Origin of the sequence: Corynebacterium sp. UMB2355A, from assembly GCF_033877495.1 — a bacterium.
GTDB classification, from domain to species: domain Bacteria; phylum Actinomycetota; class Actinomycetes; order Mycobacteriales; family Mycobacteriaceae; genus Corynebacterium; species Corynebacterium pseudogenitalium.
The window spans coordinates 668,513-693,487 of record NZ_CP138855.1 but is presented as its reverse complement, the minus strand read 5'-3'; the positions used below and the strand labels follow the sequence as shown (position 1 = coordinate 693,487).

Annotated in this window: 24 protein-coding genes; 21 read left to right on the top strand and 3 right to left on the bottom strand. The window is 63.4% G+C overall.

Going from position 1 to position 24,975, the window contains the following annotated elements; genetic code table 11:
• The first annotated feature begins 60 nt into the window (after positions 1-60).
• From ndk to R0V12_RS03255, 19 genes are all read left to right on the top strand, one after another.
• The gene (ndk, locus tag R0V12_RS03345) at positions 61-471 is read left to right on the top strand and encodes a nucleoside-diphosphate kinase (RefSeq protein WP_070478404.1); all 411 of its coding nucleotides are present in this window, start codon (positions 61-63) and stop codon (positions 469-471) included.
• A 197-nt stretch (positions 472-668) separates the two neighbouring features.
• On the top strand, positions 669-3,416 hold the full coding sequence (locus R0V12_RS03340; protein WP_479684180.1) for a translation initiation factor IF-2 N-terminal domain-containing protein: 2,748 nt from the start codon (positions 669-671) through the stop codon (positions 3,414-3,416).
• A gap of 200 nt (positions 3,417-3,616) precedes the next feature.
• Positions 3,617-3,922 (top strand): 50S ribosomal protein L21, encoded by a 306-nt coding sequence (rplU, locus tag R0V12_RS03335; protein ID WP_071567665.1) that lies wholly within the window; start codon positions 3,617-3,619, stop codon positions 3,920-3,922.
• A gap of 25 nt (positions 3,923-3,947) precedes the next feature.
• Complete coding sequence (rpmA, locus tag R0V12_RS03330) at positions 3,948-4,268, top strand: 50S ribosomal protein L27 (protein WP_320072836.1); 321 nt, start codon at positions 3,948-3,950, stop codon at positions 4,266-4,268.
• 112 nt (positions 4,269-4,380) lie between these two features.
• Entirely contained in the window at positions 4,381-5,901 is a 1,521-nt protein-coding gene (obgE, locus tag R0V12_RS03325) for a GTPase ObgE (protein WP_070362042.1), read from the top strand.
• A gap of 17 nt (positions 5,902-5,918) precedes the next feature.
• A complete protein-coding gene (gene proB / locus R0V12_RS03320; RefSeq protein WP_320072835.1) occupies positions 5,919-7,055 on the top strand; it encodes a glutamate 5-kinase in 1,137 nt (378 codons plus the stop codon).
• 21 nt (positions 7,056-7,076) lie between these two features.
• Entirely contained in the window at positions 7,077-7,985 is a 909-nt protein-coding gene (locus tag R0V12_RS03315; protein WP_320072834.1) for a D-isomer specific 2-hydroxyacid dehydrogenase family protein, read from the top strand.
• Positions 7,985-9,250, top strand: a complete 1,266-nt coding sequence (locus tag R0V12_RS03310; protein ID WP_320072833.1) for a glutamate-5-semialdehyde dehydrogenase — start codon at positions 7,985-7,987, stop codon at positions 9,248-9,250. The genes R0V12_RS03315 and R0V12_RS03310 overlap by 1 nt, the downstream gene beginning before the upstream one ends.
• Positions 9,251-9,348: 98 nt before the next feature.
• On the top strand, positions 9,349-10,278 hold the full coding sequence (locus R0V12_RS03305; RefSeq protein WP_070478481.1) for a cutinase family protein: 930 nt from the start codon (positions 9,349-9,351) through the stop codon (positions 10,276-10,278).
• Positions 10,279-10,306: 28 nt separating this feature from the next.
• On the top strand, positions 10,307-10,723 hold the full coding sequence (locus R0V12_RS03300; RefSeq protein ID WP_256007954.1) for a hypothetical protein: 417 nt from the start codon (positions 10,307-10,309) through the stop codon (positions 10,721-10,723).
• A gap of 55 nt (positions 10,724-10,778) precedes the next feature.
• Positions 10,779-11,369, top strand: a complete 591-nt coding sequence (gene nadD, locus R0V12_RS03295) for a nicotinate-nucleotide adenylyltransferase (RefSeq protein WP_413774869.1) — start codon at positions 10,779-10,781, stop codon at positions 11,367-11,369.
• 56 nt (positions 11,370-11,425) lie between these two features.
• Positions 11,426-11,896 (top strand): ribosome silencing factor, encoded by a 471-nt coding sequence (gene rsfS, locus R0V12_RS03290; RefSeq protein ID WP_320072832.1) that lies wholly within the window; start codon positions 11,426-11,428, stop codon positions 11,894-11,896.
• 4 nt (positions 11,897-11,900) lie between these two features.
• Positions 11,901-12,539: a histidine phosphatase family protein gene (locus R0V12_RS03285; protein WP_070478388.1), complete on the top strand. Its 639-nt coding sequence runs from the start codon at positions 11,901-11,903 to the stop codon at positions 12,537-12,539.
• Entirely contained in the window at positions 12,540-13,337 is a 798-nt protein-coding gene (locus R0V12_RS03280; RefSeq protein ID WP_256005378.1) for a DegV family protein, read from the top strand.
• Between the two features lie 127 nt (positions 13,338-13,464).
• Positions 13,465-14,121 carry a ComEA family DNA-binding protein gene (locus tag R0V12_RS03275; RefSeq protein WP_305083623.1) on the top strand — a complete coding sequence of 219 codons (657 nt, stop codon included), beginning with the start codon at positions 13,465-13,467 and terminating at the stop codon, positions 14,119-14,121.
• Between the two features lie 3 nt (positions 14,122-14,124).
• Positions 14,125-15,759, top strand: a complete 1,635-nt coding sequence (locus R0V12_RS03270) for a ComEC/Rec2 family competence protein (protein ID WP_320072831.1) — start codon at positions 14,125-14,127, stop codon at positions 15,757-15,759.
• Positions 15,760-15,764: 5 nt separating this feature from the next.
• Positions 15,765-16,691: a DNA polymerase III subunit delta gene (holA, locus tag R0V12_RS03265; protein ID WP_070362053.1), complete on the top strand. Its 927-nt coding sequence runs from the start codon at positions 15,765-15,767 to the stop codon at positions 16,689-16,691.
• 15 nt (positions 16,692-16,706) lie between these two features.
• Positions 16,707-17,111 carry an ankyrin repeat domain-containing protein gene (locus R0V12_RS03260; protein WP_320072830.1) on the top strand — a complete coding sequence of 135 codons (405 nt, stop codon included), beginning with the start codon at positions 16,707-16,709 and terminating at the stop codon, positions 17,109-17,111.
• Positions 17,111-17,755 (top strand): LysE family translocator, encoded by a 645-nt coding sequence (locus tag R0V12_RS03255; RefSeq protein ID WP_320073009.1) that lies wholly within the window; start codon positions 17,111-17,113, stop codon positions 17,753-17,755. Before R0V12_RS03260 ends, R0V12_RS03255 begins: the two co-directional genes overlap by 1 nt.
• Here R0V12_RS03255 and R0V12_RS03250 read toward each other — a convergent pair.
• From R0V12_RS03250 to R0V12_RS03240, 3 genes are all read right to left on the bottom strand, one after another.
• Positions 17,742-18,758, bottom strand: a complete 1,017-nt coding sequence (locus tag R0V12_RS03250; RefSeq protein WP_320072829.1) for a CE1 family esterase — start codon at positions 18,756-18,758, stop codon at positions 17,742-17,744. The two genes, R0V12_RS03255 and R0V12_RS03250, sit on opposite strands and share 14 nt — an antisense overlap.
• A gap of 98 nt (positions 18,759-18,856) precedes the next feature.
• Entirely contained in the window at positions 18,857-19,120 is a 264-nt protein-coding gene (rpsT, locus tag R0V12_RS03245; RefSeq protein ID WP_070362056.1) for a 30S ribosomal protein S20, read from the bottom strand.
• Positions 19,121-19,310: 190 nt separating this feature from the next.
• Entirely contained in the window at positions 19,311-19,826 is a 516-nt protein-coding gene (locus R0V12_RS03240) for a type II toxin-antitoxin system PemK/MazF family toxin (RefSeq protein ID WP_256007960.1), read from the bottom strand.
• A gap of 81 nt (positions 19,827-19,907) precedes the next feature.
• Here R0V12_RS03240 and lepA point away from each other — a divergent pair, with 81 nt between their 5' ends.
• The gene (gene lepA, locus R0V12_RS03235) at positions 19,908-21,764 is read left to right on the top strand and encodes a translation elongation factor 4 (RefSeq protein WP_070362058.1); all 1,857 of its coding nucleotides are present in this window, start codon (positions 19,908-19,910) and stop codon (positions 21,762-21,764) included.
• Positions 21,765-22,074: 310 nt separating this feature from the next.
• The gene (locus R0V12_RS03230; protein ID WP_320072828.1) at positions 22,075-24,915 is read left to right on the top strand and encodes a Rib/alpha-like domain-containing protein; all 2,841 of its coding nucleotides are present in this window, start codon (positions 22,075-22,077) and stop codon (positions 24,913-24,915) included.
• Positions 24,916-24,975 lie beyond the last annotated feature (60 nt).

Here is a 24,975-nt window from a genome sequence, read left to right as displayed (position 1 = left end):
AATCACCCCCACATCAAGATGTTCGCACCCGGTGGTTGTTGTTTAGTAGGGTATGGAGACATGACTGAACGTACACTGATTTTGATTAAGCCAGACGGCGTTGCAAACGGCCACGTCGGAGAGATCATCTCCCGCATTGAGCGTAAGGGCCTCAAGCTGGTCGAGATGGACCTGCGCACCGCAGACCGTGAGACCGCTGAGAAGCACTACGCAGAGCACAAGGACAAGCCGTTCTTCGGTGAACTCGTTGACTTCATCACCTCTGCTCCGCTGGTAGCGGGCATCGTCGAGGGCGAGCGCGCTATCGAGGCTTGGCGCCAGCTCGCCGGCGGCACCGACCCGGTTGCCAAGGCAACCCCTGGTACTATCCGCGGCGACTTCGCCCTGACCGTCGGCGAGAACGTCGTCCACGGTTCCGACTCCCCAGAGTCCGCCGAGCGCGAGATCGCAATCTGGTTCCCGAACAAGTAAGAACCACGCTGCGACCGCCCATCCTGCTGTACATGGCAGGGTGGGCGGTTTTGTTGTGTTGGCGGCGATGCTGAAATAGGCGCAGTCGGCGTCGTGTGCCACAATGGGGGCAAGCTTTTTACAATTTTCTGTAGGAACGTGTGTCAGCCGTGCGGCAGCGGGCAGAATGCTTCGCGCCCGGTTGACGCAGCTTGCAGATGCAAAAATATAGGAGCACGTACGTGGCGAAAAAATCTCATACCGAAATTCAGGACTTTGATCGATCAACCCTGAAAGACAAAATGCGGGTGTTCCAGCTCGCGAAGGCGTTGGGGGTGGCGTCGAAAGACGTTGTCGTCGCGCTGACCGAGCTGGGGATTACAAAGGTTGCGCAGTCCTCGATTACTCGGGAGGAAGCCGAGAAGGTCATCGATGCGCTGCAGCAGCCCGCGGACAAGGCTGAGGCGAAGAAGTCGAAGGATAGCAGCGACGAAAAGATCCGCGAGCGGGTGCGCAAGGACGTAGAAAACGAAATCCACCAGATCGAGGAGAAGGTGGATGCCACCTTCGAGGTCGCCGACGAGCCAGAGCAGGAACCAACACCAGAGCCTGAACCAGAGCCGGAGCCCGAACCAGAGCCGGAGCCCGAACCTGAAGAGGAAGCAACGGTCGAATACGCGCCGATCTTCAAGGCGCCGACGCGTCCAAAGCGCCGCCGAGCAGTGCGCACCTCCGAACCGAAGGAAGCGGATGAGGATGCCGCACCGAAGGGTGAAGTTGAGGAGCCCAAAGAGGAAGAACCTAAGGTCGAGGTTATTGACGAGCCGAAGGGGATCAGCGGTTCCGCCCGTCTGGAGGCGCAGCGTCGTCGGCGGAGTGAGCGTCGAGAAGCGGAGCGCCAGCGCTCCCGCATTGTTTCTGAGGCGGAATTCCTCGCGCGGCGCGAGTCGGTGCACCGCACGATGGTGGTGCGCGAGCGCGACCGCAACGACGGCCCAGGCCGCATCACGCAGGTAGCGGTCCTGGAGGACGGGCTGCTTGCGGAGCACTTTGTGTCCACGGACGATAACGCGTCGATCATCGGCAATATTTACATGGGCCGTGTCCAGAACGTGCTGCCGGGCATGGAGGCGGCGTTCATCGACATCGGAACCGGGCGCAACGCGGTGCTCTACGCCAGCGAGGTTGACTGGAAGGCTGCGAAGCTTGGCGGAAAGAAGCGCAGGATTGAGCACGCGCTGAAGTCCGGCGACCAGGTGATGGTGCAGGTCTCGAAGGATATTAACGGGCACAAGGGTGCTCGCCTGACAACGCACATTTCGCTGGCCGGACGTTTCCTCGTGTACGTGCCGGGTGGCCGTAACGCTGGGATCTCCCGCAAGCTGCCCGTCACCGAACGCAAGCGCCTCAAGGGCATCCTCAACGAGGTTGTGCCTGGCAAGGGTGGGGCGATTATTCGTACGGCTGCCGAGGGCATGTCGAAGGAAGCGATTGCTGAGGACGTCCAGCGCCTGCACAAACAGTGGGAAATGGTGCAGGAAAAGGCAGAAGCCGCGAAGAACGGGAAGGGCTCGCGCCCGGCGCTGCTCTACGAAGAGCCGCGCCTGATCGTTCGCGTCGTCCGCGACGTCTTCAACGAGGACTTCTCTGAGTTGATCATCGACGGCAAGAAGTCCTACAACATTGCGCACGCTTACCTGCAGTCCGTCGCGCCTGACTTGTTGGACCGCGTAACCAAGTTTGACCGCTCCGAACACGACGGTGCCGACGCCTTTGCGGAGCACCGCATCGACGAGCAGGTCCAGAAGGCGCTTGCCCGCGTGGTGTGGCTGCCGTCGGGCGGCACGCTCGTTATTGAGCGCACCGAGGCCATGACGGTGATTGACGTCAACACCGGCAAATTCACTGGCTCCGGCGGCAACCTCGAGGAGACGGTCACCGCGAACAATTTGGAGGCCGCGGAGGAAGTCGTCCGCCAGCTGCGCCTGCGCGACATCGGCGGCATGGTGGTCATCGACTTCATTGACATGATCCTGGATGAAAACAAGGAGCTGGTGCTGCGTCGCCTGAAGGAAACGCTGGGCCGTGATCGCTCCCGCCACCAGGTCTCCGAGGTCACCTCGCTCGGCCTGGTGCAGCTGACCCGCAAGAAGCTCGGCGATGGTCTGCTTGAGACCTACTCCAAGCCGTGCGAGTGCTGTGGTGGCCGCGGTGTGATCATCACCGAGGAGCCTGTAGAGCACGCGACGTACAACCCGGAGGAAGACGACCTGCAGCACCGCGGTGGCCGCGGCAAGCGTCGCGGGAAGTCGAACGGCGAGCGTTCCAACAAGAAGGCGGAGGAGAAGCGCCGCAGCAAGCTGGACGAAAAGGCGATCGACGAGCTGGTCGGCTCGGTTGTGTCCGAAGACAATGAAGCACACGAGGACAACGACGAGCCGAAGCCGCCTGTAGTAGGTGAATCCTCCAAGCGCGAGTCCGGTTCGCGCCGCCGTGGGCGTCGAGGCACGGGCCGCGGGCGTGGGCGCGCGCAGGAACAGGACAAGCCACAGGACAAGCCACAGGAGCAGGCTCAGGAGAAAGGCAAGCCCGAGCAGACGTACGAGGAGGCCGTCGACGCCTTCGAGCGCTCCCCGCGCCGGAAGCGAGCGACCCGCGGTAACTCCCGGTCGGACCACAAGCCAAAGCGTGAAGATTTTGAACGCCAGGAGCACGTGCAGAAGCCTGCGAAGGAAGCTCCACGTGAGGAGGCGCAGGAGCAGCCGAAGGTGAAGGTGACGGAGTCTCCTCGCCGGCGCGGGCGTCGGCGCGCAGTGCGCAAGACGTCCCAGCCGCAGCAGCAGGAGCAGCCGAAGGCGAAGGAAACGAAGCAGAAGGCAACCAAGCCTGCGACGAAGAAACAGGAGTCGAAGGCGAGTGCGCGGCGCAGGCGGCGACGCGCGACACGCCGAACCTCTTCCAAATAGAGGGACAGCGGGGTGCGGTTTGATAATCGCACCCGCTTCTGTGTAGTATTTGACAGTCGCTGTTTTGGGCTGTGAAGCCGCGCCGTTTACGCATGCAGGCACGGTGGAACGCGAAAGGCCACAAAGCGCTAGAGAACTGTACCAACTGTCTTCTATGCATGCGGGGAGACACAACGAGTTTAGATAAGGGGTAACCCTCTATGTACGCGATCGTCAAGACTGGCGGCAAGCAGTACAAGGTTGCCGAAGGCGACCTCGTCAAGGTCGAGAAGATCGAGGGTGAAGCGGGCGACAAGGTTGCCCTCACCCCGGTTCTGCTCGTCGATGGCGCGGATGTCACCGCAGGCCCTGATGCTTTGTCCAAGGTTTCTGTTGAGGCTGAGATTGTCGAGCACGGCAAAGGCAAGAAGGTCGACATTCTGAAGTACAAGAACAAGACCGGCTACAAGGTCCGCCAGGGCCACCGTCAGCCACAGACAACCATCAAGATCACTGCTATCAAGTAAGACTTGCACTAAGGAGAAATAGACAATGGCAACGAAGAAGGGTGCATCAAGCTCCTCGAACGGTCGTGACTCAGAGTCGAAGCGCCTCGGTGTGAAGCGTTTCGGTGGTCAGCAGGTAAAGGCGGGCGAGATCATCGTTCGTCAGCGCGGCACCAAGTTCCACCCAGGCGACAACGTCGGCCGCGGTGGCGACGACACACTGTTCGCACTTGCAGCTGGCGCAGTCCAGTTCGGCATTAAGCGCAACCGTCGCATCGTCAACATCGTCCCAGCGGACGGCGAAGGCGTTTCGGCAGAGGTGCTCGAGGCTGCAGAGGCAGCTGGCGTTGCACAGGAAACTGCGTAACCCGTAGCAATACTTGAAACACCGCACACCCCGACCGGGTGCGCGGTGTTTTTCTTTCCCACAACCCGGTACCCTCCACTACTAGAACTCTTTTGCAAGGAAGGCGGAACTAATGGCCCAATTTGTTGACCGCGCGGTGCTGCACCTCCAGGCCGGTGACGGCGGACATGGCTGTGTCTCTGTCCACCGCGAAAAATTCAAACCCCTCGGCGGCCCGGATGGTGGTAACGGCGGCCACGGCGGTGACATCGTGCTGGAGGTATCCAACCAGGTGCACACGCTGCTGGACTTCCAGTACCGTCCGCACGTCAAAGCGAAGCGAGGCGGCAATGGCGAGGGTGATCACCGAAACGGCGCCCGCGGAGAGGACCTTATCTTGGAGGTCCCAGTCGGAACCGTTGTGCGTAGTGAGGACGGGGAAATCCTTGCCGACCTGACGGTGCCGGGCACCCGTTTCCTTGCGGCTGAAGGCGGCTTCGGTGGGTTGGGCAACGCGGCTCTTGCCACCGCGAAGCGGAAGGCCCCGGGCTTCGCGCTCAAGGGTGAGCCTGGCGAAGCACACGACTTGATCCTCGAGCTGAAGTCCATGGCGGATGTGGGGCTAGTGGGGTTCCCGTCGGCGGGGAAGTCCTCGCTGATTTCGGTGCTTTCGGCCGCGAAGCCGAAGATCGCGGATTACCCCTTTACGACGCTCGCTCCGAACCTTGGCGTGGTCAACGTCGGCGACGATACGTACACTATCGCGGACGTGCCAGGCCTGATCCCGGGGGCGAGCCAGGGCAAGGGTCTGGGGCTGGACTTCTTGCGCCATATTGAACGCACTGCTGTGCTGGCGCACATCGTGGACGTTGCCACGATGGAGCCAGGGCGCGACCCGATTTCTGACATTGAGGCGCTCGAGCACGAGCTTGACTCCTACGCCGACCAGCTTGACCTGGACTCTGGTCTCGGTGACCTGCGTGAGCGCCCTCGCATCGTTGTGCTGAACAAGATGGACGTGCCGGAGGCCCGGGAGCTCGCGGAGTTCTTGGAGGACGACATCAAGGAAAAGTTCGGCTGGGATGTATACATGATCTCCACCGCGACCCGCGAGGGCCTTGACCCGCTGAAGTGGGCGCTGTGGAACATCGTGGAGCGTGCCAGGAAGCGACGCGTGAAAGCCGAGAAGGCAACTCCTACGGAGGTGCTGCGACCGAAGGCGGTTGCGCCAAGGCGCCGTGGGCACGCGCAGGAGGGCGGCATCGAAGTTGTTCCTGACCCGATGTGGCCGGGCGGCTGGCTGGTCACTGGCGAGAAGGCGGAGCGCTGGATTCGCCAGACCGACTTCGAAAACGACGAGGCGGTCGGCTACCTCTCGGACCGCCTGAACAAGGCCGGCGTGGAGGACCAGTTGCGCAAGATCGGCGCGAAGGAGGGTGACACCGTCACCATCGGCGAGATCTCGTTTGATTGGGAGCCATCGCGAGCGGGTGACCCAACCATGGCGGGACGTGGCCAGGACGCCCGACTCTACGACACCACGCGCGCGTCCGCATCGGAGCGCAAGCGCGCGTCCCAGGCACGCCGCGGCCTTATCGACGAGTTCGATTTCGGCGACGGGGAGACAGCCGACCGGGAACGTTGGCAGGGTTAGCGCTACACTGAGCTGCTATGAACGCAGCAACAACTACGGAGGCGCAACTTCGCGAGCACATTGCTGGTGCGAAGCGGGTCGTCGTCAAGCTTGGTACCTCCTCACTCGTCAATGAGGACTCCTCGGTGAGCAGGGTCAAGATCGACCGTCTCGTGGATGCGCTGGTGGATCGCATGGATGTCGGCACCGACATTGTGGTGGTGTCCTCCGGCGCGATCGCGGCGGGAATGAGCCCGTTGGGGCTGCGGACTCGCCCGCGGGATCTTGCCACGAAGCAGGCCGCTGCGGCGGTGGGGCAGGTGCACCTCGCGCAGGAATGGGGCGCCTCCTTCGCCAGGCATGGTCGCACAGTGGGGCAGGTGCTGCTCACGCAAGCTGATGCCGGTGTGCGCGAGCGCGCGCGGAACGCCCAGCGCACGATCGACCGGCTGCGGCAGTTGGGCACGGTGCCGATCGTCAACGAGAACGACACTGTGGCGACCTCCGAGATGCGCTTCGGCGATAACGACAGACTCTCGGCGATTGTGGCGACGCTCATCGGAGCCGATGCGCTCGTGTTGCTTTCAGACGTCGACGGCCTCTACGACCGCAACCCGGCCGACCCGAGCGCGCGCTTTGTCTCTGAGGTCCGCACCGGCGCTGACCTCGAGGGCGTCGTGGCCGGTGACGGTGGTGCGCTCGGGACCGGGGGGATGGCGGCGAAGGTGTCGGCGGCGCGGCTCGCAGCCCGCGGCGGAGTGCCAGTGCTGCTGACCAGCGCGACCAAAATCTCGCAGGCGCTGCAGGACGCAAGCTGCGGAACCGTATTCCACACCCGTGAGCAGTCAACGCTTAGGGCATGGAAATTCTGGGCGCTCTACGCCGCGGACGCTGAAGGCGTGCTGCGCCTGGATAAAGGCGCCGTGCAGGCCGTCACCAGTGGGGGCACGAGCTTACTCGCGGTGGGTATCACCGACATCGAGGGGGACTTCCACGCCGGTGACATCGTGGAGATCCTGGGGCCCGACTCGGAAGCCGTCGGGCGCGGCGAGGTTGCGTATGATGCCGCGGAGCTTGCCGGCATGTTGGGCAAGCACACGGATGAGCTGCCGGAAGGGCAGCGCAAACCCGTCGTGCACGCCGACTATTTATCAAATTTCGCCACCCGTCTGTAAATACACGCTAGGTTGGGGTGCATGAAATTTGCATTCTTACCGAAACCTTGGGACGCAGTCGTCGATGACCTGACAGATCACGGCCACACGTTTGTGGACCTCGACGAGTCTCCAGACGTGTTGGTGTTTCGCGGGAATCCGGAAGATTTCCCAGAGGAATTACCGCCGAGCGTGAAGCTTGTGCAGGTGGCGTATGCGGGCGTCGAAAAGCTGGTAGAGGCAGGGGTGCTCGATGTCGATGTGCCGGTGGCTAATGCCGCCGGGATATACGACGACACTGTGGCCGAGGCGGCACTGGCGCTGCTGTTGGGGGTGCTGCACCGGCACAAGGCGGTGACGCCGCAGTGGAACGACAGGCAGCTCAACGAGGAGACGGACTACCTGTTCGACAACAAGAAGGTCGCGGTGATTGGGGCGGGTGGCATCGGTAAGATGCTGATCCGCTTCCTCGAGCCGTTCGGGCCGGAGATTATTGCGGTGAACCGCTCCGGCAACCCGGTGCCGGGGGCCAAACGCACCGTGGCGATGTCCGAGGCGCGGGATGTGTGGTCGGAGGCGGACTACTTCGTGCTCATCGCGCCGCTGACGAAGCAGACGCACCACCTCGTCAACGCGGAGGTGCTGCGCGCGATGAAGCCGAACGCGGTGGTGGTCAACGTTGGCCGTGGCCCACTGATTGATACGGAGGCGCTGACCACGGCCCTGCAGGATGGCACGATTGCTGGCGCTGGCCTGGACGTGACGGACCCTGAGCCGCTGCCGGAGGATCACCCGCTGTGGCAGATGGACCGCTGCCTGATTACCCCGCACACCGCGAACATCCCGCGCTACATGCAAGCGCGCGTGGGTGAACTGACACGCCGAAACTGGGAGGCACTGCAAGAGGGCCGCCCGTTGCCGACGCAGATTGATGTGGAGGAAGGATACTAATGACGACTATCGAAGCTCAGGTGCTGCAGTTGGCGAAGGCTGCGAAGCAGGTGGCCCCGGTGATCGCAACGCTACCGACCGTTCGCAAAAACGCTGTGCTGCAGCACGCGGCGCGGGCGCTGGAAGCACGTACTGCGGAGATTCTGCAGGCCAACGCCCGCGACATCGAGGAAGGCCGCGCGGCTGGCATGGACGAAGCGTTGGTAGACAGGCTCGCGCTGGATGAGCAACGCATCGCGGGCATCGCGGACGGACTGCGTCAGGTCGCGAGCCTCCACGACCCAGTTGGGGATGTGGTGCGCGGCGGCACGATGTACAACGGGATCCGGATGCGCCAGGTTCGCGTGCCGCTCGGCGTGATGGGCATGGTCTACGAGGCCCGCCCGAACGTCACGGTCGATGCGTTTGGCCTGGCGCTGAAGTCAGGCAACGTGGCACTGCTGCGTGGTTCGAAGTCGGCGGCGCATTCGAACGCGGCGCTGGTCGCGGTGCTGCAGGGCGTGCTGGCGAAGGAGGGGCTGCCAACCGAGGCGGTCCAGCTGCTGCCGAGCGACTCGCACGACTCCGTCACCGCGCTCATCACGGCACGCGGCCTCGTCGATGTGGTCATTCCGCGCGGCAGCGCCCGGCTTATCGACGCCGTCGTTACCCAAGCAACCGTGCCAACCATCGAGACCGGCACCGGCAACTGCCACGTATACGTGGATGCTTCAGCGGACATTCAGCAGGCGATCGACATTGTCGTCAATGGCAAGACGCGCCGGGTGTCGGTGTGCAACGCGACTGAAACGGTGCTGCTTGACGCGGCGTTGCCGGATGCGGACAAGCTGGCCGTCGTAAAGGCACTGCAGGACGCCGACGTGACCGTCCACGGGGACCCGGCAGCACTTGGTGCGTTTGGGGCTTGCGACGTAGTCGAGGCCGACGAGCACGATTGGGCGGAGGAGTACCTTTCGATGGACGTTGCCGTCGGTGTCGTCGACGGCGTTGAGGGGGCCGCGAAGCACATTGCACGCTACTCCTCGGGGCACACGGAAGCCGTGGTCGCCACCAATGCACGCGTGCTGCAGTACTTCGCGGACCACGTGGATTCGGCAGCCATCATGCTCAATGCCTCGACCGCGTTTACGGATGGCGAGCAATACGGCATGGGTGCAGAGATCGGGATCTCTACCCAGAAACTGCACGCACGTGGACCAATGGCGCTGCCTGAACTGACAAGCACGAAGTGGATCCTGGAGGGCAGCGGGCAGACTCGAAGTTAGGAAAATGGTGTGGGCGGGCTACACTAATGCGCAGTTTCTTCACACCCGGAGTCCAAGGTGTGACTCATCCATAGAGAAGGTGCATAGTGTTCCGCAAAATGCGTACGTTTTTCCGTCGTCGGCTACCCGTGACTGCAGTTGCGTTCGCCGCAGCAGCAGCTGCGGTGGTTACCCCCGTGCTGCCGACGGAGGAAGCGACCGCCCAGCAGCGGTGCCCTTCGGTCGCGGTAATCGCTGCACGCGGCTCCGGTCAGAATAACCAGATTTACCGAACACGCTATGCCGGGGAAGCCCCGTGGACCTCGAATGGTTGGGAGGGGGAGACCATTCGCGCTTTCCTTCGCTATTCGGAGTCGCGCTACCGTGCCACTCACGGCGGGAACTCCCTGATGAAGGACGTGGAAGTCCTCGGTATGGAGCCGCGCTACTACCCAGCGATTTACCCGGATTATGATGTCCCTTCCGTTGCAGCACCCGCGACGCTGCTGCAGGCGCTGGGTTTGGCTATCCAGTACGCGGTGCCGTTGTTTACGATGGCGCGACAGGCTGGCACGGACTTTATGGACTCCGTCAACATTGGGCGCACTGGCGTGATGGCGCTGGTGAACGACTACGAACGCGCGAGCGGGTGCCATCCGAAGTACGTGCTGTCCGGCTACTCTCAGGGCGCGATGATCCTGCTGGAGCACGAGCGTGAGCTGGCACGCCGCGGCAAGCTAGCGGGCGTTGTCTACTTTGGCAACCCGATGACTGCCGCGCGTGATGCTGGCACGGTGGGCGTGGCAAACGGCGGCGCAGGCGGCATGCTTGGCTTCCTGCCGTTTAACACCCGCACCGCGGGTGCGACCCGCAACAAGGTCAACTACTGCTTGCCGCTGGATGCAGTGTGTGATCTTTCCGTCCAGGTCCTGCGGGCCGCTGCCCCGACGGGCGGTACCCACGGCCAGTACTTCCTGCGGTGGAACCGGTGGGATGACCAGGTGGCAGACTCTTTTGGTCGCTTTGTTGATCAGGTTCGATACCGCTAAGAGTTGAAGGAAGGACAAGGACACAGTCATGGTTTCGTGGAAGCGGGCAGCGTGTAGCGCTCTTGTAACAGCGACGCTGTTGACCAGTGGGGTGACGGTTGCGCAGGCTCAGGAGACTGAAGCAGGCGTGGCGGTGCCGACGCCGTCACGCGGGGTATACATCCAGTCGCAGAAGTGCCAGTTCCGGACGGATGGCAAGGGCAACGTACTTGTCGACGCCAACGGGCAGCGCATCCCAGTGCTTGACGAGCATGGCAAGCCGGTGTGTGAAGACCTCAACGCCAGCTCGATGTCATCGATGAAGCAGCGCCCAGATTCATCCCCAGAAGGCAAGGAGAAGTTGCCGTGGTGGGGCATCCTGCTCATTGTGCTTGGCTCAATTGTTGGCGTGGGGCTTACAGCGTTCTGGCTCGCTTTCGAGCAGGCGAACGTCTGGATCGGGTAAGCACGTGGCAGAGGCCGTAGCAGCATCATTGCGCGACGCCCGACGCGTGGGCGTCATGGGCGGTACTTTCGACCCGATCCACAACGGCCACCTCGTGGCCGCGAGCGAGGTCGCCGACCGTTTTGACCTTGACGAGGTCGTGTTTGTGCCGACGGGTCAGCCCTGGCAGAAGGCGGATCGGCAGATCACCGACTCTGAAGATCGCTACCTCATGACGGTCATCGCGACTGCCTCGAATCCGAGGTTCTCGGTCTCTCGGGTAGACATTGACAGGGAGGGGCCGACCTACACCCTGGACACGCTGCGGGATTTGCGCGCCCTGTTGCCACAGGCGGAACTGTTCTTTATCACGGGCGCGGATGCGTTGGCGTCGATAATGTCGTGGCGCGACTGGGACCTGATGTTTGACCTGGCGCAGTTTGTCGGCGTGACGCGCCCCGGCTACGAGCTGAGCGAGGCCTTCTTGCCCGAAGACGTGCAGGAGCAGGTGCATTTGATTGAGATTCCTGCGATGGCGATCTCGTCCACGGGGTGCCGCGAGCGCGCTAAAGAAGGCCGCCCGGTGTGGTACCTGGTGCCAGATGGCGTGGTGCAGTACATTGCGAAAAACGACCTATATCGTTCAAGTGGCGAACAGCGCCCTTAGCGTGGGACAATAGGCGCGTTACTGCTATTTTTCATTACTGACGAAGGACTGAGTACTTGACTGCTCTGCAGATCTCTCTTGATCAGGTCGCGATCGCCGCGAAGGCCGCCGACGAAAAGCTCGGCGAGAACATCGGCGTCATCGATGTGTCGAACGTGATCGGCATTACCGATATTTTTGTGATTGTCTCCGCGGACAACGAACGCAAGGTAAACGCGATCGTCCAGGAGATTGAGGACGACATGACCGACGCCGGCTTCGAGCCGAAGCGCCGCGAGGGCGTTCGCGAAAACCGCTGGGTGCTGCTGGACTACGGCAACATCGTGGTGCACGTGCAGCGCAGCCCGGAGCGCGATTTCTACGGCCTGGACCGCCTGTACGCAGACTGCCCGGCCATTAGCGTGGAGGGCCTGCCAGCCTACGAACGCCCGGGTGCGTTTGCGGACGGCGAGAGTGTGCGTTCGGCGCAGCAGATTGAAGACCTTCCGCTGGCAGGCGATGCCCCTGAGGACGAGGACGAGTTCTAACACCATGGCGCGACGACTCATCTTGCTGCGACACGGCCAAACCACGTATAACGCCACGTCGAGGATGCAGGGGCAACTCGACACGGAGTTGTCGGAAGAGGGGAGGCAGCAGGCGCGAAACATTGCGCCGGTGTTGACAGAAATGGGCGTCGCCAAGATTGTGGCTTCGGACCTGAGCAGGGCTGCAGTCACGGCGCAGATCGTCGCGGAGCACCTCGAGCTGCCGGTGACGTATGATGCGCGCCTGCGCGAGACGCACCTCGGGCAGTGGCAGGGCAAGACACACGCCGAGGTCGATGGTGCCGACGGCAGCGTTCGCGCCCACTGGCGCAATACCCCAACGTGGGCGCCGCCGGAAGGCGAGAGCCGGATTGACGTCGCGCAACGGGCACGCCCGGTTGTTGACGAGTTGATGGAGCACTTCGACGAGTGGGATGACGCGGCGGTGCTGCTTGTCGCCCACGGAGGTACGATCGCGGCGCTGACGTCGAGCCTGCTGGACCTGGAGATCTCGCAGTACCCGATGATGAAGAGCCTGCGTAACGCGAACTTTGCGCAGCTGCAGGCGTTGCCGCGCTACGGCGAGCCGGACACTGGCGTGCAGTGGTACCTCGAGGCGTGGAACCAGGGGTTGACGGTCTAGATGGCGGTACGGGTTGTTGTTGATTCCTCGGCGGGTTTGCCAGCTGATATTGCCAGTGAGCTCGACATTACGGTGCTCCCGCTGCACGTCATGGAACAGTCTGAGGACGACGAGGTGTCGACGAGCGGGCTGTCCGCAGTCGAGCTCGCCGCCGCGTACGGGCGCCAGATCGAGCGCTCTGGGGACGATGGCGTGGTAGCCCTACACCTGTCGAAGCACTTTTCTTCCACCTGGTCCGCGGCGGTTTCTGCTTCGGGGGTGTTCCCGGGGAACGTGCGGGTGCTCGACACCAGTACCGTTGGTATGGCGGTCGGAGCGGCAGCGATGGCCGCGGCGACCGTCGCGCGCGAGGGGGCGAGCCTCGACGAGGTAGAAGCGATGGCCTCGTCCACGCTGAAGCGCTCGGAGACGTGGTGCTACCTGCACCAGCTGGACTGGTTGCGCAAGTCTGGCAGGATTTCCACGGGGACTGCGGTGTTGTCGGCGGCGTTGCTGGCAACGAAGCCGATTCTGCGGATGCACAACGGCAAGCTCGAGTTAGCAGGCAAGACTCGCACCCAGACGAAGGCGTTTTCCAAGCTCACGGAGCTTGTTCTGGAGCGTGCGGATTCCCAGCCGGTGTTTGCTGCGGTGCAGCATGCGGACGCGGAAGAGTCCGCGCAGCAGCTGGCGGGCATGCTTGATGAGGTGCTGCCGCGGCACTCACGAGTGCTGGTGGAGCCAATGGTCGATGTGCTTGCTGCGCACACCGGGCCCGGCGCGATCGGGCTGTCGGTCGTGTTTGGTTCGCGCACGTAGCGGCGCTGTCAAGGGGGTTGGCTGCGGCTGTGGAGAAGTAGCCTGCACGGGGTGTGCGGTTTGGGGGTTGTCCACAGCGGGTTTGCTTGGTCTGTTGGGGCGAGGACGCCGGTTTTAGCCTGTGGTTATGCAGGTCAGTGAACGGATTCAAGAGCTTACGCGCCCGACTGGTGAGGAGGCGCTGCTGCAGGTGAAGTACCCGACTCCTCGCGTGCACGTTCCGGTGAAGCCGGCGGCCGCGGTGATGGGGGTTGTGATGAGCCTACTGGTGCTGTGGGCGGTGGTGCAGGTCCGCGGACCGGACGTTGCGGAGGAGGACGCACCTGTTTGGGAAAACGTTGCTACTGCGACCGATGTGCCGGAGCGCGTGGTGGTTGCGGTGGTGGGGGAGGTGGCAAATCCTGGGCTGGTGACGCTGAACCAGGGTTCCCGCGTGGCGGATGCGCTGGATATTGCGCAGCCGCTCGACCACGCGGACTTGCTGCAGTTGAATCTCGCTCAAGTGCTTGTCGACGGCCAACAGCTCCACGTCGTCGCAATCGGTGAAGGCCCTGCCGTGCCAGGTGGGGATGGTGGTGCTGTGGACGCGGCAGGTCAGATTTCGCTCAACGGTGCGTCGGCCGCGGAGCTGGTCACGCTGCCCGGGGTGGGGGAGGCGACCGCGGCGGCGATTATCGCGCACAGGGAGGCGAACGGCCCGTTCCAGAAGGTCGAGGATCTGATGCAGGTCAAGGGGATCGGCCCTGCGAAGTTTGAGGCGATTGCGCCGTTGGTGGGGCTGTAAGCGGTGCAGGAGCTTCGGCTGGTGCCCACGGCGCTGTGCGTCTGGATAGCGACGATCGTGACTGTTGCCCTCGCGCCGTGGGCGGGGTTCGCTGTAGTCGCCGCGGCGGTAGTGCTGTGCGGGTGTGCGCGTGCGGTGGGCCAGGCGGTGCTGGTCGGTTCCGGTGGTGTGGCGACCGTCGTGGTGGCCTGGGTCCGCATCACGGTGGCGCGGGCGGGAACGCTGCGCCTGCCGGTGGAGGCCACCGTGACGGCTGCCCCAAAGGAGCTTGCCTCTGGCGGGATGCTGGTACGCGTGCGCGCCGGGAGCGGTGGCGCCGAGCTGCCGGTGTTTGTCCGCGGCGGCGTCCCCGATGGCGTGGTCAGCGGTGCGACGGTGCGGGTGGACGGCACTGTGTCGGAGTCCTCGCGGGCGGGCGTGAACCCGTGGGCGGTCAATGGCACGGTCGAGCCGTTGAACGGGCCGACGGGTGCATCCGGGTGGGCGCAGCACGTGCGGGCAACGTTCGCCGATGCGGTGCGCGAGCACGTCGGGGAACACTCGCAGGGCCTCATCCCGGGCATGGTGCTGGGCGATACCTCGATGCAGGGGGCGTTGGAGCAGCAGGCGTACATCGCTACCGGGCTGTCGCACCTCTCGGCGGTATCGGGTTCGAACGTTGCCATTGTGACGACGTTCGCCGTGGTAGTAGCTGCAGCGCTGCGCATCGGGCTCTATGGCAGGCTCGTTGCAGCGGGTGCTGCGTTGGCGGTGTTCGCCTTGCTCGTTGGGCCGGAGCCGAGCGTGCTGCGGGCATCGGTGATGGGGTTGGTGGGGCTCGTTGCGGTCGTCTCATCGAGCCAGACGGAGGTCATTCACGCGTTGTGCCTGGCGGTGATTGCGCTCATTTTCTTCGATACCGACCTGGCGCTGCACTACGGGTTTGCGCTGTCGGTGGCTGCGACCGTCGGCATCGTGGTGCTCTTCCCGCTGTTCTACAGGGCGCTCGCACCGACGGCGTTGCCGGACATCCTCGTACGCGCCGTAGCGGTCGCCATCGCCGCAGACGTTGCGACGATGCCGCTCGTGGCCGCGATGGCGGGCCAGGTCTCGCTGGTCTCTGTTGGCGCGAACGTGCTGGTGGCCCCCGTCACGCACCTGGTGACGGTGCTTGGGCTGTGCGCGGTGGTGCTGGCGGTACTACCGGGAGGTCTTGAGTCGATCGTGCTGTGGGTGATCTCCCCGCTGACCTGGTGGGTCCACGCTGTGGCTGAACATGGAGCGGCGCTGCCCGCCGCCACAGTTGCTGCGAACCCGGTGACGGTGCTCATCGGCTACGGGTGGGTGGTCGCCGTGCTGTTGCTTGTGCCGTGGCGCCGCCGGACACTGGCGCTGTGCCTGACCTGCGCGGTGGTAGCAAGCGTTTGTATCGCGTGGCCGCGAGGCGCCGTTGTGGATCCCGCGACGCTCCGCAGCCACGTCGTGGCCACCAAAGACGACATCCTTCCCATCCCGTCAGGCACCGAGCTCGTCGTGGTACTCGAGGAAGGCAGCGCACCCAAGCGGCCGGCAGCAACCCCGGACGGCATCCCCGTCATCTTCCCCAACCGGGGAGCAGTGCCCGTCCTCTACGCAGATGGGAGGCAACAGCTACGCTAAGAAGCATGCTCAACCCAGTGCACCTGGTCCTCGGGGAAGACGAGTTCCTCGCCGAACGCGCCACCAAAGCCATCATCGCCCAGCTCAGCCCAGCTGCGGAGCGCACCACCCTGCGCGCAGGCGACGTCACCGAAGGCGAACTTGCCATGGCGACCAGCCCGTCACTGTTCGCCGAGGAACGCATCGTACTGATCAAAAACACCGAGCTGGCAGGCAAGGAACCGCTCGAGATCCTGCTGCGCGCCTGCGTGGACCCGGCGCCAGGTATGACGCTGATCATCGAGCACTCCGGAGGTGGGCGTCAAAAAGCCTATGTGAAGAAGTTCGAAAAGATCGCCGAGGTCCACCGCGCGAACCCGCTGCGCGACCGCGACCGGCACTCGTGGCTCACCCAGGAGTTTAGGCGCTACGGGCAGCGCCCAACCCCGGACACTGTCGCTGCGCTGCTCGAATCCGTCGGCTCTGACCTGCGGGAACTCGCCAGTGCGGTGAGCCAGCTCGTGGCGGACACCGACGGGGAAGTCGACGTAAACGCTGTGCGCAACTACTACACGGGCGTGGCGGAAGTCGCGGGCTTCGACATCGCGGAGCAGGCCATCGCCGGGCGCGCCGACCGCGCGCTCGCCTCCACGCGCCGGGCACTGCAGCTGGGCACGAGTCCGGTGGCGATCGCGGCGGCGCTTGCGCACAAGGTCGGGGACATCGCCAAGCTGTACGGGGTGCGGGGTAACCCGGACCAGCTCGCGCGGACGGTCGGGATGCATCCCTTTGTGGTGAAGAAGACTATGAACGTTGCCCGTCAGTGGTCGGGTGATGCGGTGTCGCAGGCCGTCATCATTGTCGCTGAGCTGGAGTCTACGGTGAAGGGCAATGGCGGGGAGCCGGAGTACGCGGTGGAAGAAGCAGTCCGCAGGATTGCCCAACTCGCGTGATAGCGTAGGAAAACTATGACGCAGCAACCAAACGAGATCCCCGAAGACGTGCAAGCCTTCGCCACCCGCCTCTTCCAGATGGCGCGTGACGGCGAGGCAACCCTGCTCGATTACGTTGACCAGGGCGTCGACGTCAATCTGGCGAACCAGGACGGAAACTCGTTGTTGATGCTCGCCAGCTACTCCGGGCACCTCGCCCTGACCGAAGGGCTCATCGCGCGTGGCGTGGATGTCAACGCCCTGAACGCTCGCGGGCAAAGCCCGCTGGCAGGGACGATCTTCAAGAAGGAAGACGATATCGCCCGAGCGCTCATCAGCGCGGGTGCCGACGCCACCATCGGTACTCCAAACGCCATCGACACGGCGAGCATGTTCGGTCGCGAGGACCTCATCGACCTGCTCAAGGGCACGCAGCGGTGATCGCGCCGACAGATCTCGCGGTCATTGTCGGTCTGAACTTGGTCGGTGCGGCCGCCCCGGGGCCCGACGTCATCCTGGTGACCCGTACCGCGACGCGCTCGCGGCCGCACGCGTGGGCAACGACGTGCGGAATCCAGCTCGGTGTGCTGTGGTGGTGCTCGCTGACCGTGTTCGGTGCGGCGGCGCTATTGACCGCCATGCCGCGCGCGCTGCAGGTAGTGCAGGTGATCGGTGGAGCGTACCTGGTATGGATGGGCATCAATGCGGTGCGCCAGGGTTGGCGCGACCGGCGCAACCCACCGCTTTCCCTCGAGGAAGCAGAGCAGCGGCTCGGTAGCCTGCGCACGAGCTTTGTTCGGGGGCTGTCTACCAACCTGGCGAACCCGAAAATCGTGCTGGCGTTGTCCGCCATGATTGCGCCACTGCTGCCAGCCAGTCCGTCGTGGGCAACGCAGGTTGTGGTGATCTTGTCGTTGTGGGCCAGCTCGTTCATCCTGTTCGGCGTGCTCACGCAGGTGGTGTCTACGAACCGGGTGCGGCGCAAATTACTAGCCGCCGGTCCCGCAATCGATATGGGCTCCGGCGGCTTCTTCTGCGTTGTTGGCGTGCTCCTCGTGGTGCGTGGTCTGCTTAGCGCAGGCTGAGCAGGAAGTCCACGGTGGCGGTACTTGCAGATGGATCCGTGAACCACGTGTGGCCGCCACCTTCGACGCGCTGCAGCTCAGTTCGGGCGCCACAGGCAGGGCTCAACGTGGTGACGTTGCCCAGGCGGGTCTCGGTGGCGGAGCCCGCGATGCAGCCGTTCTTGTCCATGAACAGGTTGAACACGTCGTTGACGGAACGGAACGGCTTGCCGTGGCGGGTGCCGCCGTCGTAGCCGACGACGTTGTCGTTGGTGCCGTGCATGATGAGCGTCGGCACGGAACCGCTCTTGCAGCCCTCGACGGTCGGGTTGTAATAGGCGCCCGCCACAGAGGCGATACCGTTGACAAGCTCAGGGGCGTGGCAGGCAAGCGAGGCCACCATGCCGCCACCGTTGGACAGGCCGACGGCGCTTACGCGGTCGCGGTTGGCGCCGTAGTGCTCGACGAGGTCGTCGATAATCGCGCGGGTGTACGCAATGTCCTCCCGCGTCGACGTGCGTGCGTACGGTGCACCCGCCCAAGCTTGGGCCTCGCCCTCTGCGTAGACGACGATGGCGCGGCCCGCAGCAGCGGACTCGAGGTGGGCGTAGCCCTGCATCTGGTCGGCGGTGTGCTGCCACCCGCCGTAGCCAATGATGACGGGGTAGGACTTGCCCTCCTCATAGCCCGAGGGCAACACCACGTTGTAGGAACGCGAGCGACCGTCAGCGTTGACGGTGCGGCGCTCCTGGGAACCGCGGCGGCCCGGCTCGTGCGAGGAGCCGATCGTGCCGGTGACCGGGCCCAGAATAACAATTGCGGCCACAAGGCCGACGAGCAGCGCCAGCCGGTCAAGTCGAATGTTCTGCGGGTTCAGCATCTTCTGGAGCTGACGCAAGTCAGGCATCTGCTGCGCCTGAGCGGTAGGGGTGACGGCGGACTGCTCAGGGGCCACCGCGACGGCGCCCAACGTCAGAGTTGTAGCTGTTACTGCTGCGCAAAGCGCACGACGATAGTTCTTCACAATTTCAGTATCGTAGAGCAGATCCAGCAATGTTACGAATGCAAAAAATCCTGCGCACCGGACGGAGCCGGGGCACAGGATTGCTATGCGCGAAAAGCTTAGGCCATCTTGTTCAGAGCGCGAGCCATGTTCGACTTCTTGTTCGCCGCGTTGTTGCGGTGGAACACGCCCTTGGACACAGCCTTGTCCAGCTTGCGGGAAGCGAAACGCAGCTGCTTCTCAGCGGCAGCCTTGTCGCCGGACTCAACAGCCTCACGGAACTTACGGATCTCCGTGCGGACAGCGGAACGGACGGACTTGTTGCGAACGCGACGCTTCTCGTTGGTGAGAACGCGCTTCTTCTGCTGCTTGATGTTAGCCATAATGTGCACCTCTTAAATAAGTTGGTATCGATTGCAATGTCGAAGATTCGGCAACGGGCTGTTGCTGCGTAATGCTTTGAACTTGACGCGAACCCAAGGTCCTGCCCGCGTAGATCACGCACCCGAAACCGGATACAAACAACTCGACTAAGATACCCCACCACGAGAAACGGGGCAAGTGGCAGGCTTACTAGGTCCAGTGGTACGTGTCGCGCAGCCGGTTCGCCACGCGATCGAAGCGCCGAGCGGGGAGGGTGGCGCCTCGCCGGTGGATACTTGCCTCCGGCACGACAAGCAGCAGGTCCAGGCGCAGCCAGCCGGGTTGGCCGGAGGCGTCCCAGTCCCCAGTGCCGATGCCGAGCCACTCCTCAGTGGCAGACGCAGGGTCCGACACCGGCTCCTCGCCGCAGTGGATGAGCAGGGCGAGAACATCGTGGTGGTCGCGTCCGACGACGAGCATCGCGCGTTCCTCCGGGGGAGTCGACGGCACGAGCGCCCACACGACCTCGCCGGGCTCGGCGTTGCCATCCATGTCCGGACCGTAATACAGGTTCCGGGCGTGTTGCTCCGTAGGTTGGACGTCGATACGCGTGGCGGTGGTGCGGGTCTTGGTGTCGGGGGTGAGCCCGAGGCGCTCGTTGAGCAGCGCGAGCCCCTCCTCGAGGGAGGCACGCCGTTGCTGTTGAAGCTTGCGCCAGAAAACCATGGTGCAAACTTTAAGTGTTTTGCCTGGCCTGGGCAAGGTTGTGTTTCGAAATGGGGCACTGCGAGGTAGAGTGGCACAATTATGGCTGCCCAAAAACGAAATTTCGCGGAAACCACCTTCACGGACCCGGAGAGGATCCGTAACTTCTGCATTATTGCCCACATTGACCACGGAAAATCCACGCTCGCGGACCGCATTTTGCAGCTCTCCGACGTCGTCGAGGCCCGTGAGATGCGTGATCAGTACCTGGACAATATGGATATTGAGCGCGAGCGCGGCATTACTATTAAGGCCCAGAACGTCCGCCTGCCATGGACACCACGCTCCGGCGAGTACGAGGGCCAGGAGATGGTCCTGCAGATGATTGACACGCCGGGCCACGTCGACTTCTCCTACGAGGTCTCGCGCGCACTCGAGGCGTGTGAGGGCGCAATCTTGCTTGTCGACGCCGCCCAGGGCATCGAAGCCCAAACCCTCGCGAATCTGTACATGGCGATGGACAACGACCTGGAAATCATCCCGGTCCTCAACAAAATCGACCTACCGGCAGCCGACCCGGAGAAGTACGCGCTGGAGATTGCCAACATTATCGGCTGCGAGCCGGAAGACGTGCTGCGCGTGTCCGGCAAGACAGGTGAGGGCGTCCCGGAGCTTCTGGATAAGGTCGTCGAACTAATCCCGGCACCGTCGTCAGAGTTTGACGCCGACGCGCCGGCCCGCGCCTTGATCTTCGACTCCGTCTACGACACCTACCGCGGCGTCGTTACCTACATCCGCATGATGGACGGCAAGCTGCTGCCGAACCAGCAAGTGCAGATGATGAACACCGGCGTGCGCCACGAGATCCTCGAGATCGGCGTGGTCTCTCCAACCATGAAGAAGACCAAGGGGCTCGGCCCCGGCGAGGTCGGCTACCTGATCACCGGCGTGAAGGATGTGCGCGAAACCCGCGTCGGCGACACCGTGACCTGGGCTAACAAGGGCGCAGAGGAGCCACTCGACGGCTTCGAAGAGGTCAAGCCGATGGTGTACTCGGGCCTGTTCCCGGTCTCGCAGGAGGACTTCCCGGCGCTGCGCGAATCGCTGGAGAAGCTGCAGCTTAACGACGCCTCCCTGACCTGGGAGCCAGAGACCTCCGTGGCGCTGGGCTTCGGTTTCCGCTGTGGTTTCCTGGGGCTGCTCCACATGGAGATCACCCGTGACCGCCTCGAGCGCGAGTTCGACCTGGACCTGATTTCCACCGCGCCGTCGGTCACCTACCGCGTGATCGCCGAGGACGGTTCGGAGCAGATGGTGCACAACCCATCCGACTGGCCGGGAGGCAAGCTGCAGGCGGTGTACGAGCCGATCGTCAACATGACGATCATCGTCCCGCAGGAGTTCGTCGGCACCACGATGGAGCTGTGCCAGTCGAAGCGCGGCACCATGAAGAACATGGAGTACCTCTCGGAGGACCGCGTCGAGCTGCGTTACTACATGCCACTCGGCGAGATCATCTTCGACTTCTTCGACATGCTCAAGTCCCGCACCAAGGGCTACGCCTCCCTGAACTACGAGGACGCCGGCGAGCAGGAAGCGGACCTGGTCAAGGTGGACATCCTGCTGCAGGGCGACCCTGTGGACGCGTTCTCCGCGATCGTGCACAAGGACTCCGCGCAGTGGTACGGCAACAAGATGACCAAGAAGCTCAAGGAACTCATCCCACGCCAGCAGTTCGAGGTTCCCGTCCAGGCGGCGATTGGATCGAAGATCATCTCGCGTGAAAACATCCGTGCGCTGCGCAAGGACGTGTTGTCCAAGTGCTACGGCGGCGACATTTCGCGTAAGCGCAAGCTGCTGGAGAAGCAGAAGGCCGGCAAGAAGCGCATGAAGGCGATCGGCTCGGTTACCGTGCCGCAGGAGGCATTCGTGGCAGCACTGTCGACCGACGAGGCGTAGCCCCTCAGCGCCGAGTGTGGTGGAAATCACCACGCAATTTACGGTCTATATTCTTTGTGGGGCATCCACCGCGCGAGTGCGTGGTGGATGTTTTTGTGACCTTGAAGTTTCGTTAGTGTGCGGCGCCTGTTTGTGGCAAGGTGCTGAAAATGTACTGAATGGGCTACGGCGTGACGGCTCGTAAACGTGCAGGCAGGGGAATTGTCTACCGTGTTTCATATGTTTTTGTCGGGCTAATTAGGATGCGTGTTTTCGAGAAACTTTGAAGTAGCATCAGGGCGATTGTATTGCCTCCGAAAGGACACCCCTCATGCGAAACATTGGAGCGTCCCGCGCCGCCCGCCGACGTGCGCTGATCGCCGGAACCATCATCTGTTCACTCGCGCTCAACACCACGCCCGTCCTCGCGGCAGACCCGCACCCCGCTGTAGAGCAGGCACAAACTGAAAATGACGCCATTGCCGCCGGCCGCGTCACCTCGTTGGAGCAGATCGAGCAGCAGCAGGTGCAGGGAGTCGTGCAGGGCCGCGCAGTGCTGGTTACGGACGCCTACTCGCTGAATGCACAACAGCAGGGACTCGGAAATGGCTACACCGTCTACCTGCAGTGGATGGACAACACGTCCCCGGCGTCGCCAGTGTTCACTGCGAGCACCCACACACTTGCCGACGGCACCCCTCCGGGAGAAGGCTACTTTGTCTTCGACAATCTCGACTGGGTCGACTCCGAAGGCGCTCTGCACCGCTTCGCCCCGGAATCTGGAGGCAAGCGGACCCGCTACAAGCTGTGGCTGCGCCCCAACCAGCAAGGGCCCGCCGGCAACACCCTGGTCACGCTGCGCCAGGGACCAGGTTCCGGTGTCGGATTCATGAGCCCCGACACCGACGAATTACTCGGCGCCAAAGTCATCGAAGGCTCCGCACTGACGCACGCCCACATCTACGCCTCCGAACAACCCGCCACCGCCGACGCCCCCTTCGCGTTCGCCCGCCCGCGCGCTGAGTGGCAACTCGACGAGCACGGCCCCGCCGGAGATCGACCACAGTACTCAGTCTCCGGCGCGGTGTACTGGTCCAGTATCAACCAGGAAGACGGATTCCCACGCAAAACTGAAGGCCAAGATGGCGACGGCCACTACGTGGTGATGAGCCGCTTGAGCGAAGAGGGCGTCGAAAAGCTCAGCGAGGCCACCGGCGACGTCGCAGACCCTGCCGAGCTTTCCCGCGCACAGGCAGCATTCTTGCGCGAACACCCCGAAGCGATCGCTGAAACCGTGATGGCCAAGGTCGAGCACGGCCACTACACCGTGCGATTCAGCGGACGCGTAACCGAAGACTCACTCTACGGCTTCGTCGTCGCGGGCTCGAAGCACTCCGGGCCAACGCAGCAGGTGCTCCCGGCGTACTCGGGATGGTCCGTGCCGATGTTTGGCCCCGCTGGCGAACACTCCGTACTCCCGGCGGCCCAGTACCGCGCGGAAGGCATCTTCGCCGCCGACGGCGTCCACTTCGCCCTCGTCCCCGACGCCTCCGACCCCCGCCTCCACCTCAGCGCCTCCACCGGCCTGCACCGCGCCGCGCCTGGAGCCGACGTGCACCCCTTCGTAGAAATGGTTTCCGCACTTGGCCAGTCCGCCGACATCGAGTGGACCAACGCGCGAGGCGAAATCGTCGGTGCCTGCAACGACGACAACCTCAACACCTGCACCTTCACCGTCCCCGACGACACCCCCGACGGCGCCACCTTCCAGGGTCGATTGATGCTCGAGTCCCAAATTGTGGACTCCGCACAATTCTCAGTCAGCGCCAAACCACTCGCCGAGGACTACCAGCCGGAATGGCAGCCAATCACCGTCGAAGCAGGGAAGCGCACCACGGCGCCGTCACCCACACTCGCCCCCACAAGTCGTCCCGCGCCTGACGACATCAGCTTCGCCCGCGACGCCCACACACAAGATTGGGTCACCGTGTCCGCCGATGGTTCCCTCACTGTCGCACCGCCCGCCGGGACAAAGGCCGGGCGCCACGACGTCCCGGTTTTGATTACCTACCCGGACCAGTCCACCGAGACGGTTACTGTCGCTGTGACAGTGTCCGCAGCTGAGGCTGAGGCCACGCCGTCGAGTTCGGCGCCGAGTGATGCGCCGAGTGTAGTGCCGAGTGTGGTGCCGCCGAAGCCAACGACGTCCGCGCCGTGGACAACCACTCCCACGAAGCAGTCCGCGCCGCGGACAACTACGTCTGTTACGTCTGTTCAGCCGAGCATTGAAAGTTCCACGCCGCGGACAACTACGTCCACGACGTCCACGAAACCGTCCGCCCCGCGGACAACCACGACCACGAAACCGTCGGCTACGAGGCCGGCACCGAAGTCCACGCCGCGGACAACTAGGCCTGCTTCGTCGAGTGCTGAAAGTTCCGCGCCGCGGACAACCACGACCACCAAGCCGTCCGTCCCGCGGACAACCACGACCACGAAACCGTCGGCTACGAGGCCGGCACCGAAGTCCACGCCGCGGACAACCGCAACGACCAAACCGTCTGCCCCGCGGACAACCACGACCACGACCACGAAACCGTCGGCTACGAGGCCGGCTCCGAAGTCCACGCCGTGGACAACCGCAACGACCAAACCGTCCGCCCCGCGGACAACTAGGCCTGCTCCGTCGAGCGCTGAAAGTTCCGCCCCGCGGACAACCGCGACCACGAAACCGTCCGCGCCGCGAACAACTAGGCCTGCTCCATCGAGCGTTGAAAGTTCCGCCCCGCGGACAACGAAGGCACCGACTTTGGACGCCCTCGTTGAAGGGCTGACAGAGCTCCGGGGTGGCGCTGACTATGCGGGTCAGAGGCTAACAGTGTCGGTAACAGGTCAGGGCGAGTCGCCTGTGCAAGCGAATAGCAAAAAGAGGTGGAGTCTTCGGTTGTCGCGGCCGTTGCGTGCGGGGGACGTCGTGAAGGTTCGTGATGTTGCGGGCAACGAAACGAAAATGACTGTTCAAGCGAAACCGACGGCAGCACCTATGTCAGGCTCTTCGACGGGCAACATCGTTGGTATCGTGCTCGGAATCTTGGCGGTGTTGATCGGTGGTGCTGTCGCGTTCGGGCTGCACACGGGTATGTTGAAGCTGCCCGGGGTGCTGCATCGATGAGGTGAGGCTCGGCCGTAAAACCTAAAAGGTAGTAACAGGATGGTAGTAATCCCTTTTTCG

Coding starts and splice junctions, on each gene's coding strand:
- lepA (WP_070362058.1), top strand. CDS start 19,908: ATGGCTGCCCAAAAACGAAATTTCGCGGAAACCACCTTCACGGACCCG.
- R0V12_RS03285 (WP_070478388.1), top strand. CDS start 11,901: ATGGCGCGACGACTCATCTTGCTGCGACACGGCCAAACCACGTATAAC.
- R0V12_RS03260 (WP_320072830.1), top strand. CDS start 16,707: ATGACGCAGCAACCAAACGAGATCCCCGAAGACGTGCAAGCCTTCGCC.
- proB (WP_320072835.1), top strand. CDS start 5,919: ATGAACGCAGCAACAACTACGGAGGCGCAACTTCGCGAGCACATTGCT.
- nadD (WP_413774869.1), top strand. CDS start 10,779: ATGGGCGGTACTTTCGACCCGATCCACAACGGCCACCTCGTGGCCGCG.
- R0V12_RS03315 (WP_320072834.1), top strand. CDS start 7,077: ATGAAATTTGCATTCTTACCGAAACCTTGGGACGCAGTCGTCGATGAC.
- R0V12_RS03230 (WP_320072828.1), top strand. CDS start 22,075: ATGCGAAACATTGGAGCGTCCCGCGCCGCCCGCCGACGTGCGCTGATC.
- rpsT (WP_070362056.1), bottom strand. CDS start 19,120: ATGGCTAACATCAAGCAGCAGAAGAAGCGCGTTCTCACCAACGAGAAG.
- R0V12_RS03240 (WP_256007960.1), bottom strand. CDS start 19,826: ATGGTTTTCTGGCGCAAGCTTCAACAGCAACGGCGTGCCTCCCTCGAG.
- R0V12_RS03275 (WP_305083623.1), top strand. CDS start 13,465: ATGCAGGTCAGTGAACGGATTCAAGAGCTTACGCGCCCGACTGGTGAG.
- rplU (WP_071567665.1), top strand. CDS start 3,617: ATGTACGCGATCGTCAAGACTGGCGGCAAGCAGTACAAGGTTGCCGAA.
- R0V12_RS03305 (WP_070478481.1), top strand. CDS start 9,349: ATGCGTACGTTTTTCCGTCGTCGGCTACCCGTGACTGCAGTTGCGTTC.
- ndk (WP_070478404.1), top strand. CDS start 61: ATGACTGAACGTACACTGATTTTGATTAAGCCAGACGGCGTTGCAAAC.
- holA (WP_070362053.1), top strand. CDS start 15,765: ATGCTCAACCCAGTGCACCTGGTCCTCGGGGAAGACGAGTTCCTCGCC.
- R0V12_RS03310 (WP_320072833.1), top strand. CDS start 7,985: ATGACGACTATCGAAGCTCAGGTGCTGCAGTTGGCGAAGGCTGCGAAG.
- R0V12_RS03340 (WP_479684180.1), top strand. CDS start 669: ATGCAAAAATATAGGAGCACGTACGTGGCGAAAAAATCTCATACCGAA.
- rpmA (WP_320072836.1), top strand. CDS start 3,948: ATGGCAACGAAGAAGGGTGCATCAAGCTCCTCGAACGGTCGTGACTCA.
- obgE (WP_070362042.1), top strand. CDS start 4,381: ATGGCCCAATTTGTTGACCGCGCGGTGCTGCACCTCCAGGCCGGTGAC.
- R0V12_RS03280 (WP_256005378.1), top strand. CDS start 12,540: ATGGCGGTACGGGTTGTTGTTGATTCCTCGGCGGGTTTGCCAGCTGAT.
- R0V12_RS03300 (WP_256007954.1), top strand. CDS start 10,307: ATGGTTTCGTGGAAGCGGGCAGCGTGTAGCGCTCTTGTAACAGCGACG.